Annotated in this window: 23 protein-coding genes; 9 read left to right on the top strand and 14 right to left on the bottom strand. The window is 63.5% G+C overall.

Annotation, left to right across the window (positions count from 1 at the left end):
* Positions 1-7: 7 nt before the first annotated feature.
* Genes hxsB through hxsA form a run of 3 tightly spaced genes read left to right on the top strand, consistent with a single transcriptional unit; the run spans position 8 to position 3301 of the window.
* The gene (gene hxsB / locus ACM0PB_RS09465) at positions 8-1471 is read left to right on the top strand and encodes a His-Xaa-Ser system radical SAM maturase HxsB (protein WP_241875613.1); all 1464 of its coding nucleotides are present in this window, start codon (positions 8-10) and stop codon (positions 1469-1471) included.
* Complete coding sequence (gene hxsC, locus ACM0PB_RS09470) at positions 1458-2627, top strand: His-Xaa-Ser system radical SAM maturase HxsC (RefSeq protein WP_414604629.1); 1170 nt, start codon at positions 1458-1460, stop codon at positions 2625-2627. Before hxsB ends, hxsC begins: the two co-directional genes overlap by 14 nt.
* Before the next feature lie 2 nt (positions 2628-2629).
* Complete coding sequence (gene hxsA, locus ACM0PB_RS09475; protein ID WP_139103652.1) at positions 2630-3301, top strand: His-Xaa-Ser repeat protein HxsA; 672 nt, start codon at positions 2630-2632, stop codon at positions 3299-3301.
* 144 nt (positions 3302-3445) lie between these two features.
* Here hxsA and ACM0PB_RS09480 read toward each other — a convergent pair whose 3' ends face one another.
* Genes ACM0PB_RS09480 through ACM0PB_RS09490 form a run of 3 tightly spaced genes read right to left on the bottom strand, consistent with a single transcriptional unit; the run spans position 3446 to position 5208 of the window.
* Positions 3446-3940 carry an ABC transporter permease gene (locus ACM0PB_RS09480; RefSeq protein ID WP_414604628.1) on the bottom strand — a complete coding sequence of 165 codons (495 nt, stop codon included), beginning with the start codon at positions 3938-3940 and terminating at the stop codon, positions 3446-3448.
* Positions 3941-3985: 45 nt separating this feature from the next.
* A complete protein-coding gene (locus ACM0PB_RS09485) occupies positions 3986-4348 on the bottom strand; it encodes a hypothetical protein (RefSeq protein ID WP_414604627.1) in 363 nt (120 codons plus the stop codon).
* The gene (locus ACM0PB_RS09490; protein WP_414604626.1) at positions 4345-5208 is read right to left on the bottom strand and encodes a hypothetical protein; all 864 of its coding nucleotides are present in this window, start codon (positions 5206-5208) and stop codon (positions 4345-4347) included. The genes ACM0PB_RS09485 and ACM0PB_RS09490 overlap by 4 nt, the downstream gene beginning before the upstream one ends.
* A 161-nt stretch (positions 5209-5369) precedes the next feature.
* Here ACM0PB_RS09490 and ACM0PB_RS09495 point away from each other — a divergent pair, with 161 nt between their 5' ends.
* Positions 5370-5705, top strand: coding sequence for a helix-turn-helix domain-containing protein (locus ACM0PB_RS09495; protein WP_414604640.1), 336 nt, complete (start codon positions 5370-5372; stop codon positions 5703-5705).
* A gap of 56 nt (positions 5706-5761) precedes the next feature.
* Positions 5762-5971: a DUF2274 domain-containing protein gene (locus ACM0PB_RS09500; protein WP_414604625.1), complete on the top strand. Its 210-nt coding sequence runs from the start codon at positions 5762-5764 to the stop codon at positions 5969-5971.
* Between the two features lie 713 nt (positions 5972-6684).
* Here the strand turns inward: ACM0PB_RS09500 and ACM0PB_RS09505 are convergent.
* From ACM0PB_RS09505 to ACM0PB_RS09525, 5 genes are all read right to left on the bottom strand, one after another.
* Complete coding sequence (locus ACM0PB_RS09505; protein ID WP_414604624.1) at positions 6685-7659, bottom strand: hypothetical protein; 975 nt, start codon at positions 7657-7659, stop codon at positions 6685-6687.
* Between the two features lie 18 nt (positions 7660-7677).
* Positions 7678-7953, bottom strand: coding sequence for a hypothetical protein (locus ACM0PB_RS09510; protein WP_414604623.1), 276 nt, complete (start codon positions 7951-7953; stop codon positions 7678-7680).
* A 579-nt stretch (positions 7954-8532) separates the two neighbouring features.
* Positions 8533-8976, bottom strand: coding sequence for an ankyrin repeat domain-containing protein (locus ACM0PB_RS09515; RefSeq protein ID WP_414604622.1), 444 nt, complete (start codon positions 8974-8976; stop codon positions 8533-8535).
* A 137-nt stretch (positions 8977-9113) separates the two neighbouring features.
* On the bottom strand, positions 9114-9887 hold the full coding sequence (locus ACM0PB_RS09520) for a nucleotide-binding protein (RefSeq protein ID WP_414604621.1): 774 nt from the start codon (positions 9885-9887) through the stop codon (positions 9114-9116).
* 14 nt (positions 9888-9901) lie between these two features.
* Positions 9902-11794 carry a site-specific integrase gene (locus tag ACM0PB_RS09525; RefSeq protein WP_414604620.1) on the bottom strand — a complete coding sequence of 631 codons (1893 nt, stop codon included), beginning with the start codon at positions 11792-11794 and terminating at the stop codon, positions 9902-9904.
* Between the two features lie 136 nt (positions 11795-11930).
* Between ACM0PB_RS09525 and mutS the strand changes: the two genes are divergently transcribed.
* From mutS to ACM0PB_RS09540, 3 genes are all read left to right on the top strand, one after another.
* Positions 11931-14552, top strand: coding sequence for a DNA mismatch repair protein MutS (gene mutS / locus ACM0PB_RS09530; RefSeq protein WP_495495115.1), 2622 nt, complete (start codon positions 11931-11933; stop codon positions 14550-14552).
* Between the two features lie 189 nt (positions 14553-14741).
* A complete protein-coding gene (locus ACM0PB_RS09535) occupies positions 14742-16385 on the top strand; it encodes a catalase (RefSeq protein WP_005415744.1) in 1644 nt (547 codons plus the stop codon).
* A 107-nt stretch (positions 16386-16492) separates the two neighbouring features.
* Entirely contained in the window at positions 16493-17095 is a 603-nt protein-coding gene (locus ACM0PB_RS09540) for a DUF937 domain-containing protein (protein WP_065178082.1), read from the top strand.
* A 38-nt stretch (positions 17096-17133) separates the two neighbouring features.
* Here ACM0PB_RS09540 and ACM0PB_RS09545 read toward each other — a convergent pair whose 3' ends face one another.
* Together ACM0PB_RS09545 and ACM0PB_RS09550 are read right to left on the bottom strand one after the other, a co-directional pair.
* Entirely contained in the window at positions 17134-17541 is a 408-nt protein-coding gene (locus tag ACM0PB_RS09545) for an RNA-binding S4 domain-containing protein (protein ID WP_065178083.1), read from the bottom strand.
* A gap of 9 nt (positions 17542-17550) precedes the next feature.
* Positions 17551-17790 carry a hypothetical protein gene (locus tag ACM0PB_RS09550; protein WP_005415741.1) on the bottom strand — a complete coding sequence of 80 codons (240 nt, stop codon included), beginning with the start codon at positions 17788-17790 and terminating at the stop codon, positions 17551-17553.
* Between the two features lie 62 nt (positions 17791-17852).
* On the opposite strand from ACM0PB_RS09550, the gene ACM0PB_RS09555 reads away from it, so the two are divergent.
* A complete protein-coding gene (locus tag ACM0PB_RS09555; protein WP_414604618.1) occupies positions 17853-19313 on the top strand; it encodes an MATE family efflux transporter in 1461 nt (486 codons plus the stop codon).
* A 279-nt stretch (positions 19314-19592) separates the two neighbouring features.
* Here the strand turns inward: ACM0PB_RS09555 and ACM0PB_RS09560 are convergent, their stop codons facing one another.
* The 4 genes from ACM0PB_RS09560 to rplS form a co-directional block, all read right to left on the bottom strand.
* Positions 19593-20000 (bottom strand): DUF1801 domain-containing protein, encoded by a 408-nt coding sequence (locus tag ACM0PB_RS09560; protein WP_065178085.1) that lies wholly within the window; start codon positions 19998-20000, stop codon positions 19593-19595.
* A gap of 38 nt (positions 20001-20038) precedes the next feature.
* Entirely contained in the window at positions 20039-20473 is a 435-nt protein-coding gene (locus tag ACM0PB_RS09565; protein ID WP_065196535.1) for a DUF1801 domain-containing protein, read from the bottom strand.
* A gap of 78 nt (positions 20474-20551) precedes the next feature.
* Positions 20552-20932: a DUF6404 family protein gene (locus ACM0PB_RS09570; protein ID WP_049417408.1), complete on the bottom strand. Its 381-nt coding sequence runs from the start codon at positions 20930-20932 to the stop codon at positions 20552-20554.
* An 82-nt stretch (positions 20933-21014) separates the two neighbouring features.
* A complete protein-coding gene (gene rplS / locus ACM0PB_RS09575; protein ID WP_005415736.1) occupies positions 21015-21416 on the bottom strand; it encodes a 50S ribosomal protein L19 in 402 nt (133 codons plus the stop codon).
* Positions 21417-21443 lie beyond the last annotated feature (27 nt).

Below are 21443 nucleotides of genomic sequence, written 5' to 3' on the forward strand. Positions count from 1 at the left end.
TTTCGCCGTGCCATCGGACTACCAACTGTTGCCTCTGCGGTTCCGGCGCCTGCCGTGGGATCACGATCGGGCCTTCGTCTCGTCGATGGCAGGCGACTGGCTCTTGATGAAGATGGAGGACGTCGAGCGCCTGGTGAACCACCAGCTTCCGACCGAGTCCGCCCTCTTTGCGGATTTGGAAGCCCGGCACCTGACCGTTGCCGGCACCGACCGAAGCAGCTTGGCGCCTCTGCTTAGCCAAATCCGTAGCCGAAAGTCCTACCTGATGGGTGGACCCGCTCTCCACATCTTCGTGGTTTCCCTGCGTTGCCACCACACCTGCAACTATTGCCAGGTGTCGCGGCAGGAGACGAGCGCCACTGCGTTCGACATGGAAAGTGCGCACGCCGAACAGGCAGTGGAACGGCTGTTCGAATGGCCGAGCCAAGAACTGACGATCGAATTCCAAGGAGGTGAGCCCCTGCTCAATTTTGAGCAAGTGAAGGCCATCACCCGGCGGGCCGTCGAGCGCAATCGGAGCGCCCGACGCACCCTGCGATTCGTCCTGGCATCCACCCTGCATGACCTCACCGACGACCAGCTGGCGTTTCTGACCGAACATCGCTTCAAGCTCTCCACCTCGCTGGACGGTCCCGAATGGCTTCACAACGCCAATCGCCCCCGGCCCGGCCGCGACAGCTACCGGCGCACTGTGGAGGGGATTGAACGCGGACGCCGTTGGCTGGGAGACGATGGCGTCTCGGCGCTGACGACGCTGACCCGCCAGAGCCTCGAAGTTCCTGAGGCCATCATCGACGAATACCGGAAGCTGGGTTTCCACAGCATCTCCCTACGTCCCTTGAGCCCCTACGGGTTCGCCACCAAGACGGCCCGGCGCACCGGCTACCCCACGGAAGACTTCCTTGCCTTCTACCGGCGCGCCTTCGATCACTTGCTGTCGGTGAACCTGGCCGGTTACGCCATGGAAGAGTCCTACGCGTCTCTCCTCCTCTCCCAGCTCTTCACGTCCTTCGGGCACGGCTACGTCGATCTCCGATCGCCTTCTGGAGCCGGGTTGGGCGCCGTCATTTATGACCATGATGGGCGGGTCTATCCGTCGGATGAGGCACGCATGCTGGCCGCCATGGGGGACGATGCCTTTGCCTTGGGCCACGTCAGCCAACCGGTCAGCCAATGGCTGTCCTCGCCCGCCATGGCCCGCTTGCTGGACGCCGGCGTCGCCGAGGCACTACCCACGTGCTCCGACTGCGCGTTTGTCCCGATGTGCGGGGCTGATCCGATCGAGCACTACGCCCGCCAAGCGGATCCCATCGGCCATCGGCCCAGCAGCGACTTCTGCCGGCGGAACATGGGGCTCTTTGATTTTCTGCTGGAGCGATACGAGAAGGCTGACCGGAACGTCCAAGGGTTGATGCGCTCCTGGGCCAACCCGAAGCCATCGATGGAGGACGCCGTCCATGCTGCCGCTTGAAACCAAAGCCGAGCTGGCGCCGTCGGCGAAGGCCAGCCTGCTCAAGGTCGTGTCGCTGGCAGAGTTTGCCCAATCACCACTTCCCTTCGAGCGCCTGGCCCTGGACCTGCGGGGCGTCCCAGCGGACCACGCCAGCAATGAGCTGCTAAACCTGCCTTGGGGTGCAGTCTTGCCCTCGAGCGGGTTGCGCTCACCCGGTAAGGCCCCTCTCGTTCACTTGGAGGGTCCGCCGGGTGTTTGCAAGCCTGGGGACGTGGTGGAGCTCAATCCCCTGCAGAAGAAGGTGGCGATCCGCTACCGGCGCGGGGACACCGGCAATGTGTTGTTCGCCACCGAGTGCTGCAACAGTTACTGCCTGATGTGCTCCCAGCCGCCCCGAGACGTTCAAGACGATTGGCGGGTGAGGCACCTCTTGGATCTGATTGACCTCATCGATCCGGAAGAACCTTCGCTGGCGATCAGCGGCGGGGAACCCACCCTGCTGGGCGACGGGTTGGTCGACGTGGTGGCCAAATGCGCGCACGTGCTGCCCAATACGCACCTGCACATCCTGTCCAACGGCCGACTGCGTGGGCCTGGCCTGCATGCCAAATTTGCAGGCCTCCATCCCAACCTGAGCTGGGGCATTCCGCTTTACGGCGACCGCTATGCCCTGCACGACTACGTGGTGCAAAGCGAGGGGGCGTTCGCTCAGACCCTTCGTGGGCTTTACGCATTGGAAGCCGCCCAGCAGCGGGTGGAGATCCGAGTCGTGTTGGTCAAGCCCACGGTCGAACGGCTGGTACAGCTGGCCCGCTACATCTGGCGCAACCTGCCCTTCGTCGAACACGTTGCACTGATGGGCATCGAGCCCATCGGCTTTGCCAAAGCGCATCAGCGTGAGCTTTGGGCCGATCCAGCGGACTACGGTGACGTTCTGTCCGAAGCGGTGGGGCTGCTGGCCGAGGGCGGAATACCGGTCTCGCTCTACAACCTGCCCTTGTGCGCGTTGGACCGATCGCTTTGGCCCTACGCCGCGCAAAGCATTTCGCCTTGGAAGAACGACTACCTGCCCGCCTGTGACGGCTGCTCGGTTCGGCAGCGGTGCGGCGGCTTCTTCTCGTGGGTCACACCGGCTTGGACCAGCCGGTCCATCTCTCCCGTCCTGGAAACCTGATCATGTCCAACGCACTGATGATCGTCGGCGCCGCCACCTTGGGGACCTTGGGCACGGAGCCGCCAAAGGGCCAGTCCGACCTTTCCAGGCTCTCCGAGATGGACGGGAAATACGCGACCGTCCTGAGCACCTCGTTGAATGCAGGCCGGCACAACCTGTATGCAGGGCACCGCAGCCACAGCTCCCATCGATCACACAGTTCCCATCGCTCCCATTCGTCCGGGTCGGGAAGCTCGTATCGCTCCTACACCCCGCCACCGGCGACCTATACGCCCCCGCCCACCCGCTACACCGCGCCAGCGGCACCGGTGGCCCCAGCAGCCCCGCGAACCACTGGCACGGGCAGCAGTGGCGGCAGCCATTTGAATAGCTACCCAACCCAGAATCTGGATCCAGCCACCCGAGCAAACTCGAGATCCACGAACAACCTGACCTTGGAGCCCGGCACCTACGACAAGCCGGTCACGGAGGGACGGGACGCCGATGCGCTCAAGCTGCTGATCATGCGTGTCCAGGCAGCGCTCTATTCCAAGGGCTACGATCCAGGTGCCATCGACGGGGTCCTCACTCCTGAGACCCAATCGGCGCTGCGAATGTTCCAATTGGCCCACGGCATCCGGGCAACCGGAACGATGACGACTCCTACCCTGGACGCACTTGGCGTGCGGATCTAGCCCTCGACGCCCTCGATCCCGCGGCTCTAGGAGGCCAGATCGAGCATCGAAGGGCGTAGGCGGCCATCGTCGCCGGCATCTTTCGCGAACCGCTGAAAGGGGGCATTTGCCCCTTTGATGTCTGTCAGAAGCACCCGGCCCGCCCTACAGGCTGGTGGCGCGCCACATGCGCCCGATCAACCCGCCCATCAGTGGCGCAATCGGGAAGACGGTGTAGAGGGCGGCCAACGCCAAGGGCGGGACAGACACGAAGAAGTTGCGTTCCGACTCGATCAGGCCAGGGTAGAAGATCCCCACCCCGATGCTTCCGATCTGCACGGCCACCACAACCAACGTGCCCATCAATGCCCCCTTCCAAAAGCCCCCGCGCTTCGGTTCCAGGAAGGGGTTGGCCGCCCTGGCTGCCCTAACGCGCGCAGCCCGCCAGTTCAGCACGTAAAGCAGCAGCAGGAGCGCCAGCACGCCAACGCCAGCCGAGAACGCCGCCACAGCCTGCCAGGCAAGCCCCAGCTCTCCAGAAATTTCTGCACCGCCTGCGAAGGCGAGCAGGCCAGCACCGCCCAGGAGGACCGTTGCGGGTGCGAGCAGGCCCCACTGCATATGGGATGCGGTCGAGTGAGAGCGGACATGGGCATTCATGAAACCTCCAAATGAGCGAAAACGAGGGCGGGTTGCAAGGACCGATCAGGGCTTCTTCTGTGCGTCGATGAGCACCCACTGCCCCGCCCGTTTCTCAAACACCAGGTCTGCCTGTGCTGGCACGGGCGCCGGAGCCTCCTTCAGCTGACGCCCTCCTTGGAAACCAATCACATCGAGGGTGCCGCCCGTGACGCACGTCGTTCGTTCGGGCCCGCTCGGATTGCAGTCGGCGTTCAACTCCCCCCAGCCACGCACTTCCACCCGCTGCCCCAGCTCGGCCACCAGGTTCGCGTTCAAATACTGCTCGTACCCCTTTGCAACCTGCTCCACCGACGGTCCCTGTTCCGCCTTGCTGCATGCGGCCAAGCCGACAATGGCTACAGCAGCGACTACCATTCCACGCTTCATGCACCTTCTCCTTGGTTCTTGTTGACGTCCACTTCGATCGTTTCGTTCCGATAGCCCAAGCTCACTTTCTCGACGGTCACGTCCATCTTGGGCTCCGTGCCGTCGATCCAAACCCGATTGACCCAGAACACCACGCGGTCGTCCTGAAAAGAGCGCCCTTGCCGCGCGAGGTTGGCCGCTTCAGCGGGGTCCATCCGGATCAGCAACCGGTAGCGCCCCGCGTTCGGAGGGCTGGACACGCCCGTGGGCGTCTTGCGGATCCAGGGGACGAAGTTTTTTCCCGTGACACTCAACCCAGCAACCGAGATCTGCGGCATCGGAACGAACACTTCCATGACGCCCCGATCCGCGTTGTAGCTGACCCCACCCAGCGCCTTGAAGTTCGGGCGAACGGCATACCGCCGAATCCCTTTGAACCGCTCCAGCCGGGCGTCGAAAGCAGGCCCGAAGCGCTTCTCGATCATCGCCGCGGAGGGCTCCGCCTCTTGGCTGCCAGTCGTCCTCTTTGCACCCACCCACGCCTGCCGCAAGCACCACTGCCGTTTGTCAGGCCGCAACTGGTAGGAGGAATAGGCCATGGCCAACAGGCCCATGTCGCACATGTCGATCCCTTGCGCCCCAGTGGAGGACAGACCTTCGCGCAGGTGCTGGGCACCCTCAAGGGTGTCCTCGTCCAGGTCCCAGTACATCCCGGCAGGTTCGGCGTACAGGGGGTGGGACACCTTGGCCTGTGACCCAGACTTTCCAGAAAGGGCCCCACCAATCTGCCGAAGCAGGCCCGATGCGGTCGTGGATTGGGCGCTGGCGCCTGTCGATACGGCCAGCGCGAGCGCGCCAACCAGAACTGCCCCGTTCTTCATACAGCCCCTCGTTCCGTGATGGATGGACTTGCCACAAACTTACGTGACACGTAGAGTCTACCCGGGGCGTAGGCCTTGCGTCATGATCGGTGCATGCCTGCACTGCATCCGTTCAGCCTGTGACTACGCCAACAACTCCGCGAGGAATCGTGGCGGCGCGACTGCGCCAAGCCAGGATCCTTCGAGGCTTCAGCCAGCGCGAAGTGGGGGTCAGGATGGGCCTGGACAAAGACACCGCATCGGCTCGCATCAGTCGCTATGAAAGCGAATCGATGACGGTGAGCCTAGAAGCACTGTTCGAGCTGGCGCAGGCGCTGGATGTGCCTCCCGCTTACTTGTTGGCGACGACGCCAGCGATGGCGGACGCGATTTTGGCGTTGGGCGTCCAAAGCGAGGCCCAGCAGGCCAAGCTGTCTCAAGCTCTCGAAGAACTGACCGCGCTTCCGCCGGGCAAGCGAAAGCAAGCCATTGAGCGCCTGTTGGCGGACGCTGAATAGGCCGGGCCCGCGAATTGATGCATCGGTAGTCTCATCCACTGCGACGCCAGCAGAAGATGATCTTCTCTCATTCGGGAGGGAGATATGGATCGCGGATCGGACTGAAACCGGACCTAGATCGCTACGCCGTATTTCACCCACAGTCGTTTGGAGATAGGGTCGATGCCACGACGCTGATCCCTCACATGCTAGAGGCGTTCATTGCGGGGATCGGGAATACAAGAAATTTACTAAGCGGGACAGATAAAAAAAGCGCGCCGTTGTAAAGCGATTGAGAGCGTCGCAGCAACATTCCGTGGCGACCAGATCATCCAAACTTGCTATAGGAACGGCTCGTTCTATCGTCTAGTGACATAGCCAACCTGGATACGAGCTAGTGGCCGAGGTCGTTAGACCACCTCTCCCCAGCCACCGTCTTGGCCTCAACGCGCCGTGATGGGACTCGCAAGGCCCTTATGAGGCTCCCAACCCACGGCGCTAGATACCCTAAAAGGGGCATGAGCTAGAGCCAAAATATTTCCGTTTATACGGTCTTGGGTATTACGCGACTTGCGGAAAGGACTCGACGAAGGCCTGGCTTGTTTCCCAAACCGCAAGTCAGGAAGCATGGGTACTTCTATTCCGGACGCCCGCTCCCCAATCCTCACAGAATGCTGGAAAGCACGGCAACCATGATTCTCGCCGTCTGCTTAGCACTGAAGTGTTGGTTGTATTGCCAAAGTAGGCTCACAACGTCTTTGAAATCGCGTATCACGGCGAGGGTAGACCTGCTCATTGCCCTGCTTATCTGGGGACTGCAAACCCGCAGCCGCGCAGAGGCCAAATGTCATCGATGGTGCCGAATGGCAGCTTGAACGCAGTTGAAGACAGACTGAGCCCTCAGTAGAGCGCCCCAAGGCGTCACTAAGCCTTCCTCGGCCAACACACACGTCATCTTCAAATAGATCAGACGAGTATCAGATAACAAATGATACGCGCCTCACCTGCCTGTTAGAAAATTTACAAACCTAGACAAATAACCCTCACCACTCGGCCTAATGGAGACCTCACCCCCCAACTCTTCCTCCACCTTCTCTTCAGCCTCATCGATAACAAAAGCATCAGGAGAATAAAAGGATACCGAAAGGATCTCAGAAGTCCGAATCACCCTTGAAAAGTCCTTAGGGTCCTTCGCACCATCCACATCGTCTTTGTCCTGCGTGAGCGATTTTTTGTAATCAATTATTTTCTTGACGCGACCTTCAGAATTCCTTACCCCAGTCCAGATCGGCGATACCGTAGCGAACTCACTATCATGCTTGTTTGTGGGCAAATCAACCGTGTACCCGACCATGACCTTCCCGTCTTTCAAGTTAATCATGATAGTTCTAGGCACACCATGATCCATGCCAGAAAGCTCAACAGCCCGATCCCTTAGCGCCTCAAAGATGGAAGGGAACTCACGCCAAGGTGTCTCCAAAAAATAAAGGCGCCAGCCCTGCGTTGAAGCCGCATCTCTCAAGACGCCAAACATCGCCCTAGCTAGAATTAGAGTCAAAGCCAATCCACCCGGCGGCGTCTTAGGCGCAGCACCGACAATACTTCCCCATAAAACCCTAGTTAACGGATCCAGTTCGCGGCGGTGATATAGCCAGTAACCCGCAACTTTTTCAGTTACGAATAAGTTCCCTGCCCATACCAAAACTGCAGCAATCGCTAATGTCCCTAGTGCAGTTCCGATATACGGAAATGGCGCAACCTCATGGAGGGCAACCGCAACGCGATGACCCAATTCCGTCCTCAAAGAAACAAGACAAACAAGCCTACTACTGAGCAGAAGAAAAAAACCAACCAATGCTGCCGATAAAAGAAGCTGATCCTTTGGCAGCCTTGCTGTCGAGTAAGTCCTTAACCTGCTTTTAGCTAGAAAAAAATAACCCGCAAGGAGAGGCAAAAGAAGTATGTTATACGGCATCCGTGCCTTCTCCTTCGCCTATTTAATTCGCCGACCCGAGAAGAAAGGAACTCGATCGGACGCATCTAATTCCTCCTCAAGTGCTGACTTTCCTTTTTCTGAAGCCAGAAATCCCTTGAGATCCAGCTCAAGGTGATTCCCTTTGAAAGTCACATAGGACACCGACTGTCCCTCGAACCTCTTGTCCAATGTTCGCTTGATCAGGTCAACTGTCGAAGTTTTTGAATTCATGACAAATAAACCTTTTTTACCTGATTCGATAATAGCAAAATTCTCGACAGCTGGCAAGCGCACGGCTCCCCGCGCTTCGTGCCCGGAGAATCTGCCGCCGATTCTTCAGCGCAGGTAGCCAGTCCACACTGTTCCATCCGAAGCCCAGCCAACGCTGTATGACGGACTCCCGTCAGGGCCTTTGGAGCAAGCCCTGCCACCGCCCCGCGCCCGTGACCCCCGGCCTGATGAGGTAGCGTGAGAACGCGCGCCAGGCCGGTTTGCATGGCCATGCTTCGTGTCAAAGCTCAGCCACCAGGAGCAAGTTCGTCTCCTGCAGGAATTTGACCGCGCCATACGCTCATAGAGGCCCAACCGAATGAGATCCGGATCGATCAGGGCTGCGACCCGCTGACATCCGTTTTAAGCCCTCAACTCCTCGCCCCGCGGTGCAAACAGGTCGTGGGAATTCTGACCGAAAGCACGCTAGGACAACCGTCAGTAGCCCTACAACAGTAGGTCCTAAAGAGCAGAACACTCTCCTGATCTACGATCTACTGCAGGGTCAAGAAGTTAGACTAGAGTCGATCCCCCCTTTTTCCCCACTGGAATGACTCAGTGAGGGTGAGCATGGCGGCAGGCAAAAGCGCTGATGACGACGTATCAGCCCTTGCCAGAAAACAGACTCTTGGCATGCAGGAAGCTAGCGAAATCGTCGTCCCCAACGTCCTTAGCCTCCGCTTCTGGATCCCCCTCTTCCACGCTCGCCCCTGCACCAATCAGTGCCTCGGCGACCTGACACTTAACCTCGAAATCGAGCTCCCCGTCACGGGCCAGCCAGACCAAGGGCGGCTGATCCTCTTCGTCGTCTGTGTAGGTATACGCGTCCGGGCCCAGCCCGGTAGCCAAAAGCGCCCTCACCAGCTCCACATCACCCATCACGCAAGCGTTGTGCAGCTGGGGATACATCAGTGACCGCCCACGCTCCTGAAGGCCTTCTGGCAGCGCCTTCACTGCGTCCAGCATCTCATCGAAGCGTTCGCGAAAAGCCTCACTGCCCCCGTAGAGGTCGTCGAAGCCCATGGCGGCTGCAATGCTTGTGTTCATGTCTTTTCCTCTCTGAGGTTGAAGGACCATCGCCTATCCAAGTGGGTGCTACGCGCCCCGACATCGGCTCAGGCCAATTGCGCGCTGTCTGTAAGACATGCCCGTCGTCGTCGCCCCCCCCTGACCCGTCTGCCGCGTCACGACACTTCTTTGTCTCGGGCAAAAGGCCGCTCTGGCACACCCATCGCATCCCCTGGTACCCAACGCGCCTCCAGATCGCTGGCCCGCTGGGCTGCCTGGGCTTCGCGAAGTTTTTGCACAACTATCTGAAGCACGTTGGCGTAGGCGGCATGGTAGGGCTCACGCGTCTCCCCGTTGATCCAGGGCGCCTGCAATGCACCTTCAACCGTGGCATCCCACACTTCACCCCGTTCAAGCGCACCGCTGAGCACTTGGTCGCTCACCACCAGGACATGCCCAGCCACCCAGCCATCCACCAATGCCCATTCATGGGTAACCACGGCAATGTCATCGAGCGTGGCCAGCGTGGCGATGCGCCCCAACTTCTTCTGCAGCCGGCTGGCATCGTCCCGGGCCTGCCGGAGGGCCAACTCGATTTCGAGCTCGCGGACCCGTTGCTGGGCTGCGTCCAGTTCGTCGATCAGGCGACGCTCTTTGACGCTGCGCCCCACGCGCGAGGCCTGCCAAGCGACAAGTTCGGTGTAAGGGTAACGAACATGCTCGTTCGCCCCTCCACCAGCGCGGCCGGCGCCTTTCACAAAGGGCGGCCCTGCAGGAGGCGTTCGACGGCGCCACTCTCCAAGCGTGTCGAAGTGGACGCCCAGATAACGCGCCGCTGCCTTGCTGCTGATGGTCGGAGGCGGCAAGCCTGCGGCGGCTTTGGTCAGCTCAGCATCCAGTGCCGCAGAGCGCTGCTCCAGGTAGTCCTCTTCTTTACGCTGGCATTCCATTGGGTCGCTCCTTGCTAGGCGTCACGCCGGTTTTTTGCCGAGAAAATCGAGACTGGGGCATCGCCGGACTCGTCCAGCCGAGGCTTGTCCGTCCCCTTCAAACGATTCCAAACACGGGGACTCGTGGCCACCATATGCTCTTCAACCCGGCCCATGGCCTCGCGGAGCTTGGACCACTCCTGCTCGGTGTAGCGTTCGGAGACAGCGGCCATGCGATCCTCGCCGCGGCCCAACGTGCGGTGGTGGAGCAGTTGAGACACAATCCGACTCTCGCCGAACAGGAGGGCGGCGTAGCGACCAAGCGTGCGGCGCAGGTCGTGGAGGGTCAGACCAATGTCCACCTCTGCCCGCAGATCGAGCAACCCTGCGTCCCGGCGCACGTTTGCCACGATGCTCTTGCTGTCCGAGTAGTGCCCCGTCGTGCTTCGGTCCGATCGGGCGGGGAACACGAACATGGTTTTGGCCAGCGCGCGGCGCGCCCTCTCCACCTCCTTTTCCAGCCGGTCCAGCAGATCCCGGCGAGCACGCCTGGCTCGGGCGGCGGCCAACACTTCTTCCGCGTCCGCCAAGTCTTGCTTGAGCCTGGTTTCGTCCGCGCGCTCGTCGAAACGCCGCTGCAAAATCTTTTCAGCAAAGTAGGCCACCGGCAGGTAGCGCTCCTCGCCATTCTTGGTGTCAAACAGGTAGACCTGAGACCCTGCCCGCCTCGTGTAAGGGTTGACCTCATCCGGCCCGGCCAACCAGACCCAGGACACTTCCGACTGGCGCAGCTCGCCCGGGGAGCACCGGTCAAACCAGCACAGGGGAGCGGCCTCGCCGCGGCGGGTGCCCCAGAGCAGGGTCAGCAGCAGGTAGTCCGCGCCGGTGGCGTTCAAGCCGCCCTGCTCGTCCCGCCTGGCCAAAATCACCTTCAGGACGGTGGGCAGCGTGTCGTCCCCCAACGGATTGCGCACTTCCGCGCGCTCGTAGTGCCGGCGAAGTGCTTGCGAGTCCCGCAGCATGTCGTCGTCGTGGATGACTTGGAACGGGTTGTAACGCAGCACCGGCTCCCGCTGCTGCTGAGCCGCCGCTTTGCGTTCCCGCTTCAGCACCAGGTCGATCGCTCTCTTGGCGTCCGTAAACGCGTGCTCGGTCGATGCTAGACCCGCCGCTTTGACTCGCTGGATGTACTTCCCGGTCACGCCCAACGCTTCGAGCTGTTGCGTGGAAAGTGCGGCCCAATCCGGCTGATCAGCCAGCGCTTGGCGCATCGGGGTGGGGATCCGGTTGGAGCGCACCATGGACGATCGCCGCAGGCCGTCGAACGCACGGTGGATGTCCTTGTCCAACAGCTGAAGGATCGGTTTGTCCGCGAGCCCGACTTCCGGGCGGGCAAACCGCGCCAGGCTGTCCTGGATCGCTCGGATGCTTGCGGGCTTGGCCTTCTTGTTGCGCACGCGCTTCTGCAGGTCCTCAACGTAGGCCGCAAAGCAATCCGCTAGCGTCAGCCCCTTCAGCTCCACCAGCTGCTCGGCTCGGGCCTCTTCCTTCGAAGGATGCTCGCCCGTTTCTCGAACGACCGCCAACTTCCGTCGCGCCAGCTCGTAGGCTTGCTCCGGTCCGATGTCGGTGACGCTGCCCAGGGAGAACCGACGAACCCCGGCCGGGCCTCGGACCACGACTTCGTAAGTGGTGCGGGTGGTGCCCACGTAGAAGCCAAAGCCCGTTGGCGCGCCCTGATTGCCGTCCAGGACGCGGTAAGGCTTCCCGGCGTCTTCGGGCAGTCGAGGGGCGATGACCACCCTTCCCTGCTTGCCTTCGACCGGGCCTTTGGCCACGCTCAACTCGCAGATTTGCCGGTAGGTCAGCTTAAACTTGGTGCCTCGGCGGCGCGGGGCCTCTGCCTGCGCCGCAACAACCGTATCCATGGTCGATCCGCCGTCTGTCCGTCGCAACATCGATTTGATCCTCTTTGAGTGATCACCGCAACTGCGGCGCAACGAAGAACCCCGTTACTTGCCGTCAGCTGCCGGGATCGACCGCTACAAACCGTAGGAAGTTCTCTTGCAAACTACTGATTCAAAAGCGAAACCGTCTACATCGAAGGCCAGTGCAGAGCACACGCCCCTCATGAAGCAATTCTTCGCAGCCAAGTCCGAGTACCCGGACCTGCTGCTGTTCTTCCGCATGGGCGACTTCTACGAGCTGTTCTACGACGATGCGCGCAAGGCCGCGCGCCTGCTCGACATCACCCTGACCCAGCGTGGCAGCTCCGGCGGCGCACCGATTCCGATGGCCGGCGTGCCGGTGCATGCCTACGAGGGCTACCTGGCACGGCTGGTGGCGCTGGGCGAGTCAGTGGCGATCTGCGAGCAGATCGGTGACCCGGCGCTGGCCAAGGGCCTGGTCGAACGCAAGGTGGTGCGCATCGTCACCCCCGGAACCGTCACCGACGAAGCGCTGCTGGACGAGCGCCGTGACACCCTGCTGATGGCGCTGTCGCGCACGAAGCAGGGCTACGGCCTGGCCTGGGCCGACCTGGCCGGTGGCCGCTTCCTGGTCAACGAAGTGGAAACCGACGATGCGCTGGAAGCCGAACTGGCCCGACTGGAGCCGGCCGAGCTACTGGTGCCCGACGAAGAAAACTGGCCGGAGTTCCTGCGCCAGCGCACCGGCGTGCGCCGCCGTGCGCAGTGGCTGTTCGATGCCGACAGTGGCCGCCGCCAGCTGCTGAACTTCTTCAAGCTGCATGACCTGAGCGGCTTCGGCATCGATGACAAGCCACGTGCGACCGCTGCCGCAGGTGCCCTGCTCGGCTATGTCGAGGAAACCCAGAAGCAGCGCCTGCCGCACCTGACTTCGATCGCGATGGAAACCGCCGGCGAGGCGATCGCGATGAATGCCGCCACCCGTCGCCACCTGGAACTGGATACGCGCGTCGACGGCGATACCCGCAATACCCTGCTGGGCGTGCTCGACAGCACGGTGACGCCGATGGGCGGCCGCCTGCTGCGGCGCTGGCTGCACCGCCCGCTGCGCCTGCGCGAGGTGCTGGTGCAGCGCCACCATGCGGTGGAAACCCTGATCGATCGCGGCAGCGACGCCGACATCCGCGAACAGTTCCGCCGCCTGGGCGACCTGGAACGCATCCTCACCCGCGTCGCGCTGCGCTCGGCGCGCCCGCGCGATTTTTCCACCCTGCGTGATGGCCTGGGGCTGCTGCCCGCCGTGCGCGAGGTGCTGGCGCCACTGGACTCGCCGCGCCTGCAGGCCCTGCACGCCGCGCTGGGCGAGCATGACGCGTGCGCGCAGCTGCTGGCCAGCGCCATTGCCGAAATGCCGCCACTGAAGCTGAGCGACGGCGGCGTGCTGGCCGACGGCTTCGATGAAGAGCTGGACGAGCTGCGCCGCCTGTCCACCCATGCTGACCAGTTCCTGGTCGATCTGGAACAGCGCGAACGCGAAAGCAGCGGCATTCCCACCCTGAAGGTGGGCTACAACCGCGTGCACGGCTACTACATCGAGATCAGCAAGGGCCAGTCCGACCGTGCGCCGGTGCACTACACCCGCCGCCAGACGCTGACCAATGCCGAGCGCTACATCACCGAAGAACTGAAGGCGTTCGAAGACAAGGTGCTGTCCGCGCGCGACCGTTCGTTGTCGCGCGAGAAATACCTGTACGAGCAGCTGCTGGACACCCTCGGCGAACAGCTGGAACCGTTGAAGCAGTGCGCCGCTGCGCTGAGCGAACTGGACGTGCTGGCCGCCTTCGCCGAGCGCGCGCAGGCGCTGGACTGGTCGCGGCCGGAACTGGAAACGGCACCGTGCCTGAAGATCGAGCGTGGCCGCCATCCGGTGGTCGAAGCGGTGCGTGAGCAGCCGTTCGAACCGAACGACCTGGACCTGCATCCCGACCGTCGCATGCTGGTCATCACCGGCCCGAACATGGGCGGTAAATCGACCTACATGCGGCAGAACGCGCTGATCGTGCTGCTGGCCCACATCGGCAGCTTCGTGCCGGCCAGCCGTGCGGTTATCGGTCCGATCGACCGCATCCTGACCCGCATCGGCGCCGGTGACGACCTCGCCCGCGGGCAGTCGACCTTCATGGTCGAGATGGCCGAGACCAGCTACATCCTGCATCACGCCACCGCCCATTCGCTGGTGCTGATGGACGAGATCGGCCGCGGCACCTCCACCTACGACGGCCTGGCGCTGGCCGATGCGGTCGCACGTCACCTGGCCTACCAGAACCGCTGCTATACGCTGTTCGCGACCCACTACTTCGAGCTGACCGCGCTGGCCGACGAACAACACGAGGGCGGCCGCAGCGGCATTGCCAACGTGCACCTGGATGCCGTCGAGCACGGTGAAGCGCTGGTGTTCATGCACGCGGTGAAGGACGGTCCGGCCAACCGCAGCTTCGGCCTGCAGGTGGCCGCACTGGCCGGCCTGCCGCGCACTACCGTGGCGCAGGCACGGCGGCGCCTGGCCGAGCTGGAGCAGCGCGGCGGTGAAAGCCATGCCGCCGAGCTGGCGCCGCAGGCATTGGATGCGCCGCAGCAGTTCGGCCTGTTCAGCGCCCCGGCCAGCAAGGCGCAGGAAGCGCTGGCGGCGATCGACCCGGACGAACTGACGCCCAAGCAGGCGCTGGAAGCCCTATACCGGTTGAAAGCGCTGCTGTGACTGCAACGCATAGAGACGGCCTCCGGCTGCCATGCAGGAGGCCTCTTGAAAGTCTCTGCAAATCCGATTTTGCGTTTCAATTGACAGAATCTATCAATCTGAACGGATCATTCGATTATTCATTTCATCTGGCCCTAGCTAAAGTCGAGTGAAGATGTTCCACCCCGTCTTCACCCGCAGGAGCCAGCCATGAGCCAGTCCGATAACAACAGTCCCAAGTGCCCGTATCACACCGCTCCGTCGCCGGCAGAAGGCGCCCAGCAGCAGCGTGAGCTGAGCACGACGCCGAAGCAGAAGCACGGCGACGATCCGGTCACGCCGATGACCACGGCCTTCGGCGCACCGGTGGTGGACAACCAGAACAGCAAGACCGCTGGCCCGCGCGGCCCGCTGCTGATGGAAGACGTGTGGCTGCTAGAAAAGCTGGCCAACCTCAACCGCGAGATCATTCCCGAGCGCCGCATGCATGCCAAGGGATCGGGTGCGTTCGGTACCTTCACCGTCACCCACGACATCAGCAAGTACACCCGCGCCAAACTGTTCGAGAAGGTGGGCAAGCAGACCGAGATGTTCGCGCGCTTCACCACGGTGGCCGGCGAGCGTGGTGCCGCCGACGCCGAGCGTGACATCCGCGGCTTCGCACTGAAGTTCTACACCGAAGAAGGCAACTGGGACCTGGTCGGCAACAACACGCCGGTGTTCTTCCTGCGCGACCCGCGCAAGTTCGCCGACCTCAACAAAGCGGTCAAGCGCGACCCGCACACCAACCTGCGCAGCGCGCGCAACAACTGGGACTTCTGGACGCTGCTGCCCGAAGCCCTGCTGCAAGTGACCGTGGTGATGAGCGACCGCGGCATTCCGCGCAGCTTCCGCCACATGCATGGTTTCGGCTCGCACACCTACAGCTTCACCAACGCCGACAGCGAGCGCTTCTGGGTCAAGTTCCACTTTGTCAGCCAGCAGGGCATCGAATCGCTAACCGACGCGCAGGCGCAGATCCTGGTCGGCCATGACCGCGAAAGCCACGGCCGCGACCTGTTCGACGCGATCGAGAAGGGCGACTTCCCGAAGTGGAAGCTGTTCATCCAGGTCATGCCGGAGCTGGAGGCGGAAACCTACCGCATCCATCCGTTCGACCTGACCAAGGTATGGCCGAAGAGCGACTACCCGCTGATCGAAGTGGGCCAGTTCGAACTGAACCGCAACCCGGTCAACTGGTACCAGGACGTGGAGCAGTCGGCGTTCGCACCGAGCAACCTGGTGCCGGGCATCGGCCCGTCGCCGGACAAGATGCTGCAGGCACGCCTGTTCGCCTATTCCGATGCGCAGCGCTACCGGCTGGGCGTGAACCACCACCAGATTCCGGTGAACGCCGCACGCTGCCCGGTGCACAGCAATCACCGCGATGGTGCGATGCGCGTGGATGGCAACTACGGCGGCCTGCCGCATTACGAACCGAACAGCTACGGCCAGTGGCAGGAACAGCCGCAGTACCGCGAACCGCCGATGAAGATCCGCGGCGACGCCGACTTCTGGAACTTCCGTGAGGACGACGCCGACTACTTCAGCCAGCCCGGTGCGCTGTTCCGCAGCTACAACCAGGCACAGAAGGACCGCCTGTTCGCCAACACCGCCCGCGCCCTGGGCGATGCACCGGACTTCATCAAGCAGCGCCACATCGACAACTGCAGCAAGGCCGACCCGGCCTACGGTGCCGGCGTCGCCGCAGCCCTCAAGGCGCTGGCCAGCCAGCCATCGGATCCGTTCAAGCCGGCGCAACCGGAAGCGGACTTCCCTACTGCGACCCCGGGCGCGGAAGACATCGAGCTCTGATCGCCCTCCCCGTGTAAGGCACGCCGCCCCCCTGTGAGGCGGCGTCGCCGTTTTAACGGTCCGCGTCGTACCTTCTGCACGCCCCACCCCAATCAAGGAATCCGCAGATGAGCCTGACCGATGAACTTCTCGCCAAACTGCAGGGCGCGCCGCTGCAGCAGGTCTCCCAGCAGCTCGGTATCAGCGATACCCAGGCTTCCGGTGCGATCAGCGCCGCACTGCCGGTGCTGATGGGCGCGCTGGGCAACAACGCCTCGCAGCCACAGGGCGCACAGGCGCTGCTCGGCGCACTGCAGAACAACCACAGCGGCCTGGACCTGGGCAGCGTGCTCGGCTCGGTACTGGGTGGCGGTGGCGGTGGTGCCGCCAGCGATGGCGCCGGCATCCTCGGCCACATCTTCGGCGGCAGCCAGCAGAAGGTCGAAAGCGGGCTGGCGCAGGCTACCCAGCTGGACAGCGGCCGCACCAGCCAGTTGCTGCAGATCCTCGCACCGATCGTGATGGCCTTCCTCGCCCAGCGTCTCGGTGGCGGCCAGGCCGATGCCGGCTCGCTCAGCCAGGCGCTTGGCCAGGAAAAGCAGCACGTGCAGCAACAGGGTGGTCTTGCCGGTGGCCTGCTCGGCAGCCTGCTGGACCAGGACGGTGACGGCCAGCTCGGCGTGGGCGATCTGCTGAAGATCGGCGGCAGCCTGCTCGGCGGCAAGCGCTGACGCCTGCGGGCGCCGGACCCGGTCCGGCGCCGCATCATTTACAGCGCGTCAATATCGCCCAGCGCGCGGATCAACCGGCGCGCGCGCTTGTCCGGCTTGTGCTCCGGCGGCTGGAACCCGTCACGCGCGGCGATACGCAGCGCGCGCTGTTCGGCGCGCCGGGCCTTGGACGCCTCGCTCTCGGTATACAGCTGCTGCGCGGCCGGCGCCGGCCCGCGCTGATCACTCAGGCCCAGCACCTGGATCTCGAAGTGCTCCTCACCGCGATCCACCTGCAGCTGTTCGCCCACGCGCACCGCGCGTGAGGATTTCGGACGCTGCCCGGCAACGCTGACCTTGCCGGTCTCGATCGCCTGCTTGGCCAGGCTGCGGGTCTTGAAGAAACGGGCCGCCCACAACCAGATGTCCAGGCGGACACTGGGTGACAGCGGGGAAAGCTCGGGCATGGGGGCAGGCTACTCCAGTGGCTTGTTGAGGGGACGCGGGTTGTCCGGGTCGGCCCGGCAGCCGGTGCCGCCGATCAATGGCCGCACCCCGGAGGCCAGGTCCTGGCGCTGGCTGCCGACCAGACACTCGGGACGGTCGGTTGGCCGGATCTGGGTATCACCCAGCCGGTCGTCCATCGAACATGCGGCCAATCCGACGCTGATCAAGGCCAGCGCCAGCCTCCGCTCCACCTGCAGTCGTTGATGCATTGCCACATCCCGCAAACCGGCTTGGTGCTAGTGTGCGCCTCCCGGGATTCGATCACCACTCCATGGCCAAGGCACCGCTTGACCTGACCTCCGGCCCGATCGGGCGCAATCTCCTGTTGTTCTCCCTGCCGATCCTGGCGGGCAACATCGCGCAGTCGCTGAACGGCTCGGTGAACGCGGTCTGGGTCGGGCGCTTCCTCGGCGAGGCGGCGCTGACCGCCACCGCGAACGCCAACAACATCATGTTCTTCCTGATCGGCTCGGTGTTCGGTTTCGGCATGGCCTCCACCATCCTGATCGGCCAGGCGATCGGCGCGCGCGACCTCGTGCAGGCGCGGCGCGTGGTCGGCACCAGCGCCACCTTCTTCATCGGCCTGTCGGTGACCATCGCCCTCGCCGGCTGGTTCATGGCCCATCCGTTGCTGGCGGCGATGGGCACGCCGGCCGCTTCGCTGCCATTGGCCGAGGCCTACCTGCAGATCATCTTCCTGGCGATGCCGACGCTGTACGCGTTCGCCTTCCTCACCGCCGCGCTGCGCGGTGCCGGTGACTCGCGTACGCCGTTCCGCTTCCTGATGGTGTCGGTGGCGCTGGACATCGTGCTGAACCCGGTACTGATCTTCGGCATGGGGCCGTTTCCCGCGCTGGGTATCGCCGGCTCGGCGTGGGCCACGCTGGTCGCGCAGACGCTGTCGCTGGCCGGCCTGCTGCTGTACATGCGGCACAAGCGCCACACCCTGTGGCTGGGCCGCGCCGACATGCGCCTGTTCAAGCTCGACATGACCATCCTCAAGGCGCTGGTGGTCAAGGGCGTGCCGATGGGCCTGCAGATGGTGCTGATCTCGCTGTCGGTGATCCTGCTGATGACCATGGTCAACCAGTACGGGACCGACACCGGCGCGGGCTACGGCGCTGCCCTGCAACTGTGGAACTACCTGCAGATGCCAGCGATGGCGATCGGTGCAGCGTGCTCTTCGATGGCCGCACAGAACGTGGGGGCGCAGCGCTGGGATCGCGTGCGCGGCACCGCGCGCCAGGGCGTGCTGTTCAACTTCCTGCTGACCGGCGCGTTGATCCTGCCGCTGGTGCTGTTCGATCGCCAGCTGCTGGCGCTGTTCCTGCCACCGGCCAGCCAAGCGCTGGAGGTCGCGCGCCACCTCAACCACGTAGTGATCGGCTCGTTCCTGTTCTTCGGCGTCAGCTTCGTGATCTCCGGCGTAGTGCGCTCCACCGGCGCGGTGATTCCGCCGCTGCTGATCCTGGCTGGCTCGCTGTGGGGCGTGCGCGTGCCGTTCGCCGAACTGCTGCAGCCGTACTGGGGCGCCGATGCGATCTGGTTGAGCTTCCCGGTCAGCTCGCTGGTGTCGATGCTGCTGTCGCTGGCGTATTACCGCTGGGGCGGCTGGCGCAAGGCGAAGATGATGGGCAAGCCCTCGCATGCCGAAGAACTGGCCACGCCCTCTGAGATTCCCGCCTGCCCACCCTCGCCGGTGGCCGACCCGGATGCCGCACCGCTGCGGTAGTGCCGGCCGCTGGCCGGCAACTTCCCCCCCCTCCGCAAGCATCGCAAAACAGCCGGCCAGCGGCCGGCTCTACCGCTTCTTCGCCGCCGGGGATTACCACGGTAGTGCCGGCCGCTGGCCGGCAACTTCAAACCCCTCCGCAAGCATCGCAGAACAGCCAGCCAGCGGCCGGTTCTACCGCTTCTTCGCCGCCGGGGATTACCACGGTAGTGCCGGCCGCTGGCCGGCAACTTCAAACCCCTCCGCAAGCATCGCAAAGCAGCCGGCCAGCGGCCGGCTCTACCGCTTCTTCTTCGCCGCGTTGAGCGTCGCCGCCGCGCGCAGCAGCGCCTTGAACGCAGCGGCATCCGGCATCGCGCCTTCATGGATGTCGATCGCACGCCGCGTGTTGCCGTCCAGGCTTGCGTTGAACAGCCCCTTTGGATCGGCCAGCGCCGCACCGTTGGCGAAGGTCAGCTTCACTGCCTGCTTGTAGGTCTCGCCGGTGCACAGGATGCCGTTGTGCTCCCACACCGGTGTACCCCGCCATTTCCAGGTTTCCTGCACGTCGGGCAGCGCTTCATGGATCAACGCACGCACGCGTGCCAGTGTTTCACCGCGCCAGTCTGCCAACTCGGCGATGCGTGCATCGATCAACTCGGTGGCCGGTGTTCCGGCATCGGCCGGGTTGGGGGCATGCGTGGCCATCAGGAGCTCTCGTCGGGAAAGGAATGAGAAGGTCGGGGTTACATGCGCTCGCCGGGCAACGCGGCGGCCTGGCGCACCCAGTCGAGGAACTGTGCCTCATCCAGCAGGCCGTCCTGCGGGATGTGCAGGTAACGCGTATCGGCGCTCCTGGACGGCTCGGGCGGCACTGGCGCCAGTGCCGCGCCGCGGAAGAACGCCACCTTGATGTAGCGGGTGAAGCAATGGAAGCTGAGAAACCACCCTTCGCCCGGCGCAACCGCATACATCGGCGAGTTCCACTTCACCGCCTTGTGCACGCCAGGTACGGCCTGCTCGATCAATGCATCCAGTCGCGCGCCGATCGCACGTTTCCAGTCCGGCATGGCGGCGATGTATGCCTGCACGGGCGCATCGCCCTCGCCCTTGGCGATCTGCGGGTTGCCACCGGACAGCAGCGTGGGCGCAGTGGAAGGTGCGGTTCGCTTGGCAGGCATCGCACGATACGTCCATCGGGATGAAGCTGCAGCCTAGCGCAGGCCCGCCGGGTGGTCACGGCGCAGTGCGCCATCGGCTCAGTCCGCCTGCCGTGCGCGGAACCGGCGCCAGTCCGGCAGCTTGCGGTGGCGTCGCAGCGAGCGCATCAGCGCTGCCATCACGATGCCGAACAGCGCGCCAGCCAACAGACCGGCTACCAGCAACAGCGCCAGCGGGCGCTCGCTGCCCTGCCACAGCATCAGCCACATCAGCGCGGTCCAGAACAGCCCGAACAGCAGGCCCTGCACCAGCGCATTGGTACCAAAACCAGCCAGGATCGGTGGTGGCAGCGCGATGCCCGCGCGCCACAGCAGGCGGTGCAGCAACGGCGCCGACTGCACGCGCGCCAGCCCCTTGCCGTCGAGAAAGCGCAGCGCCGACTGGATCACGGCGGGATAGCGCGGGTTGATATCGTTCATCAGCTGATCGTGGCCGATGCGATGCCGGAAACGCAAACGGCCACCCGAAGGTGGCCGTCGCGGCAACAACCGAAGTTGTTTATCAGGCCTTGTCGGCCAGACGGGCAGCCTTGGCGGCAGCAGCGGCAGCCAGGTCTTCCTTGATGCGGGCAGCCTTGCCTTCCAGGCCACGCAGGTAGTACAGCTTGCCGGCGCGGACCTTACCACGACGCTTCACTTCGACCGAGTCGATGATGGCGCTGTGGGTCTGGAAAACGCGCTCGACGCCGTAGCCGTGCGAGATCTTGCGGACGGTGAACGAGGAGTTCAGGCCGGCATTCTTGGTGGCGATGACGACGCCTTCGTAGGCCTGCACGCGCTCGCGGCTGCCTTCCTTCACCTTCACGTTGACGACAACGGTGTCGCCCTGGCTGAACTTCGGCAGTTCACGGGTGATCTGGGCGGATTCGAATTCCGCGACGATGGACTTGTTCAGCTTGCTCATGGGTTACACCGATTCTTGTTCGGGTGG

It is taken from the genome of Stenotrophomonas sp. AR029 (assembly GCF_047520695.2).
GTDB lineage: Bacteria > Pseudomonadota > Gammaproteobacteria > Xanthomonadales > Xanthomonadaceae > Stenotrophomonas > Stenotrophomonas sepilia.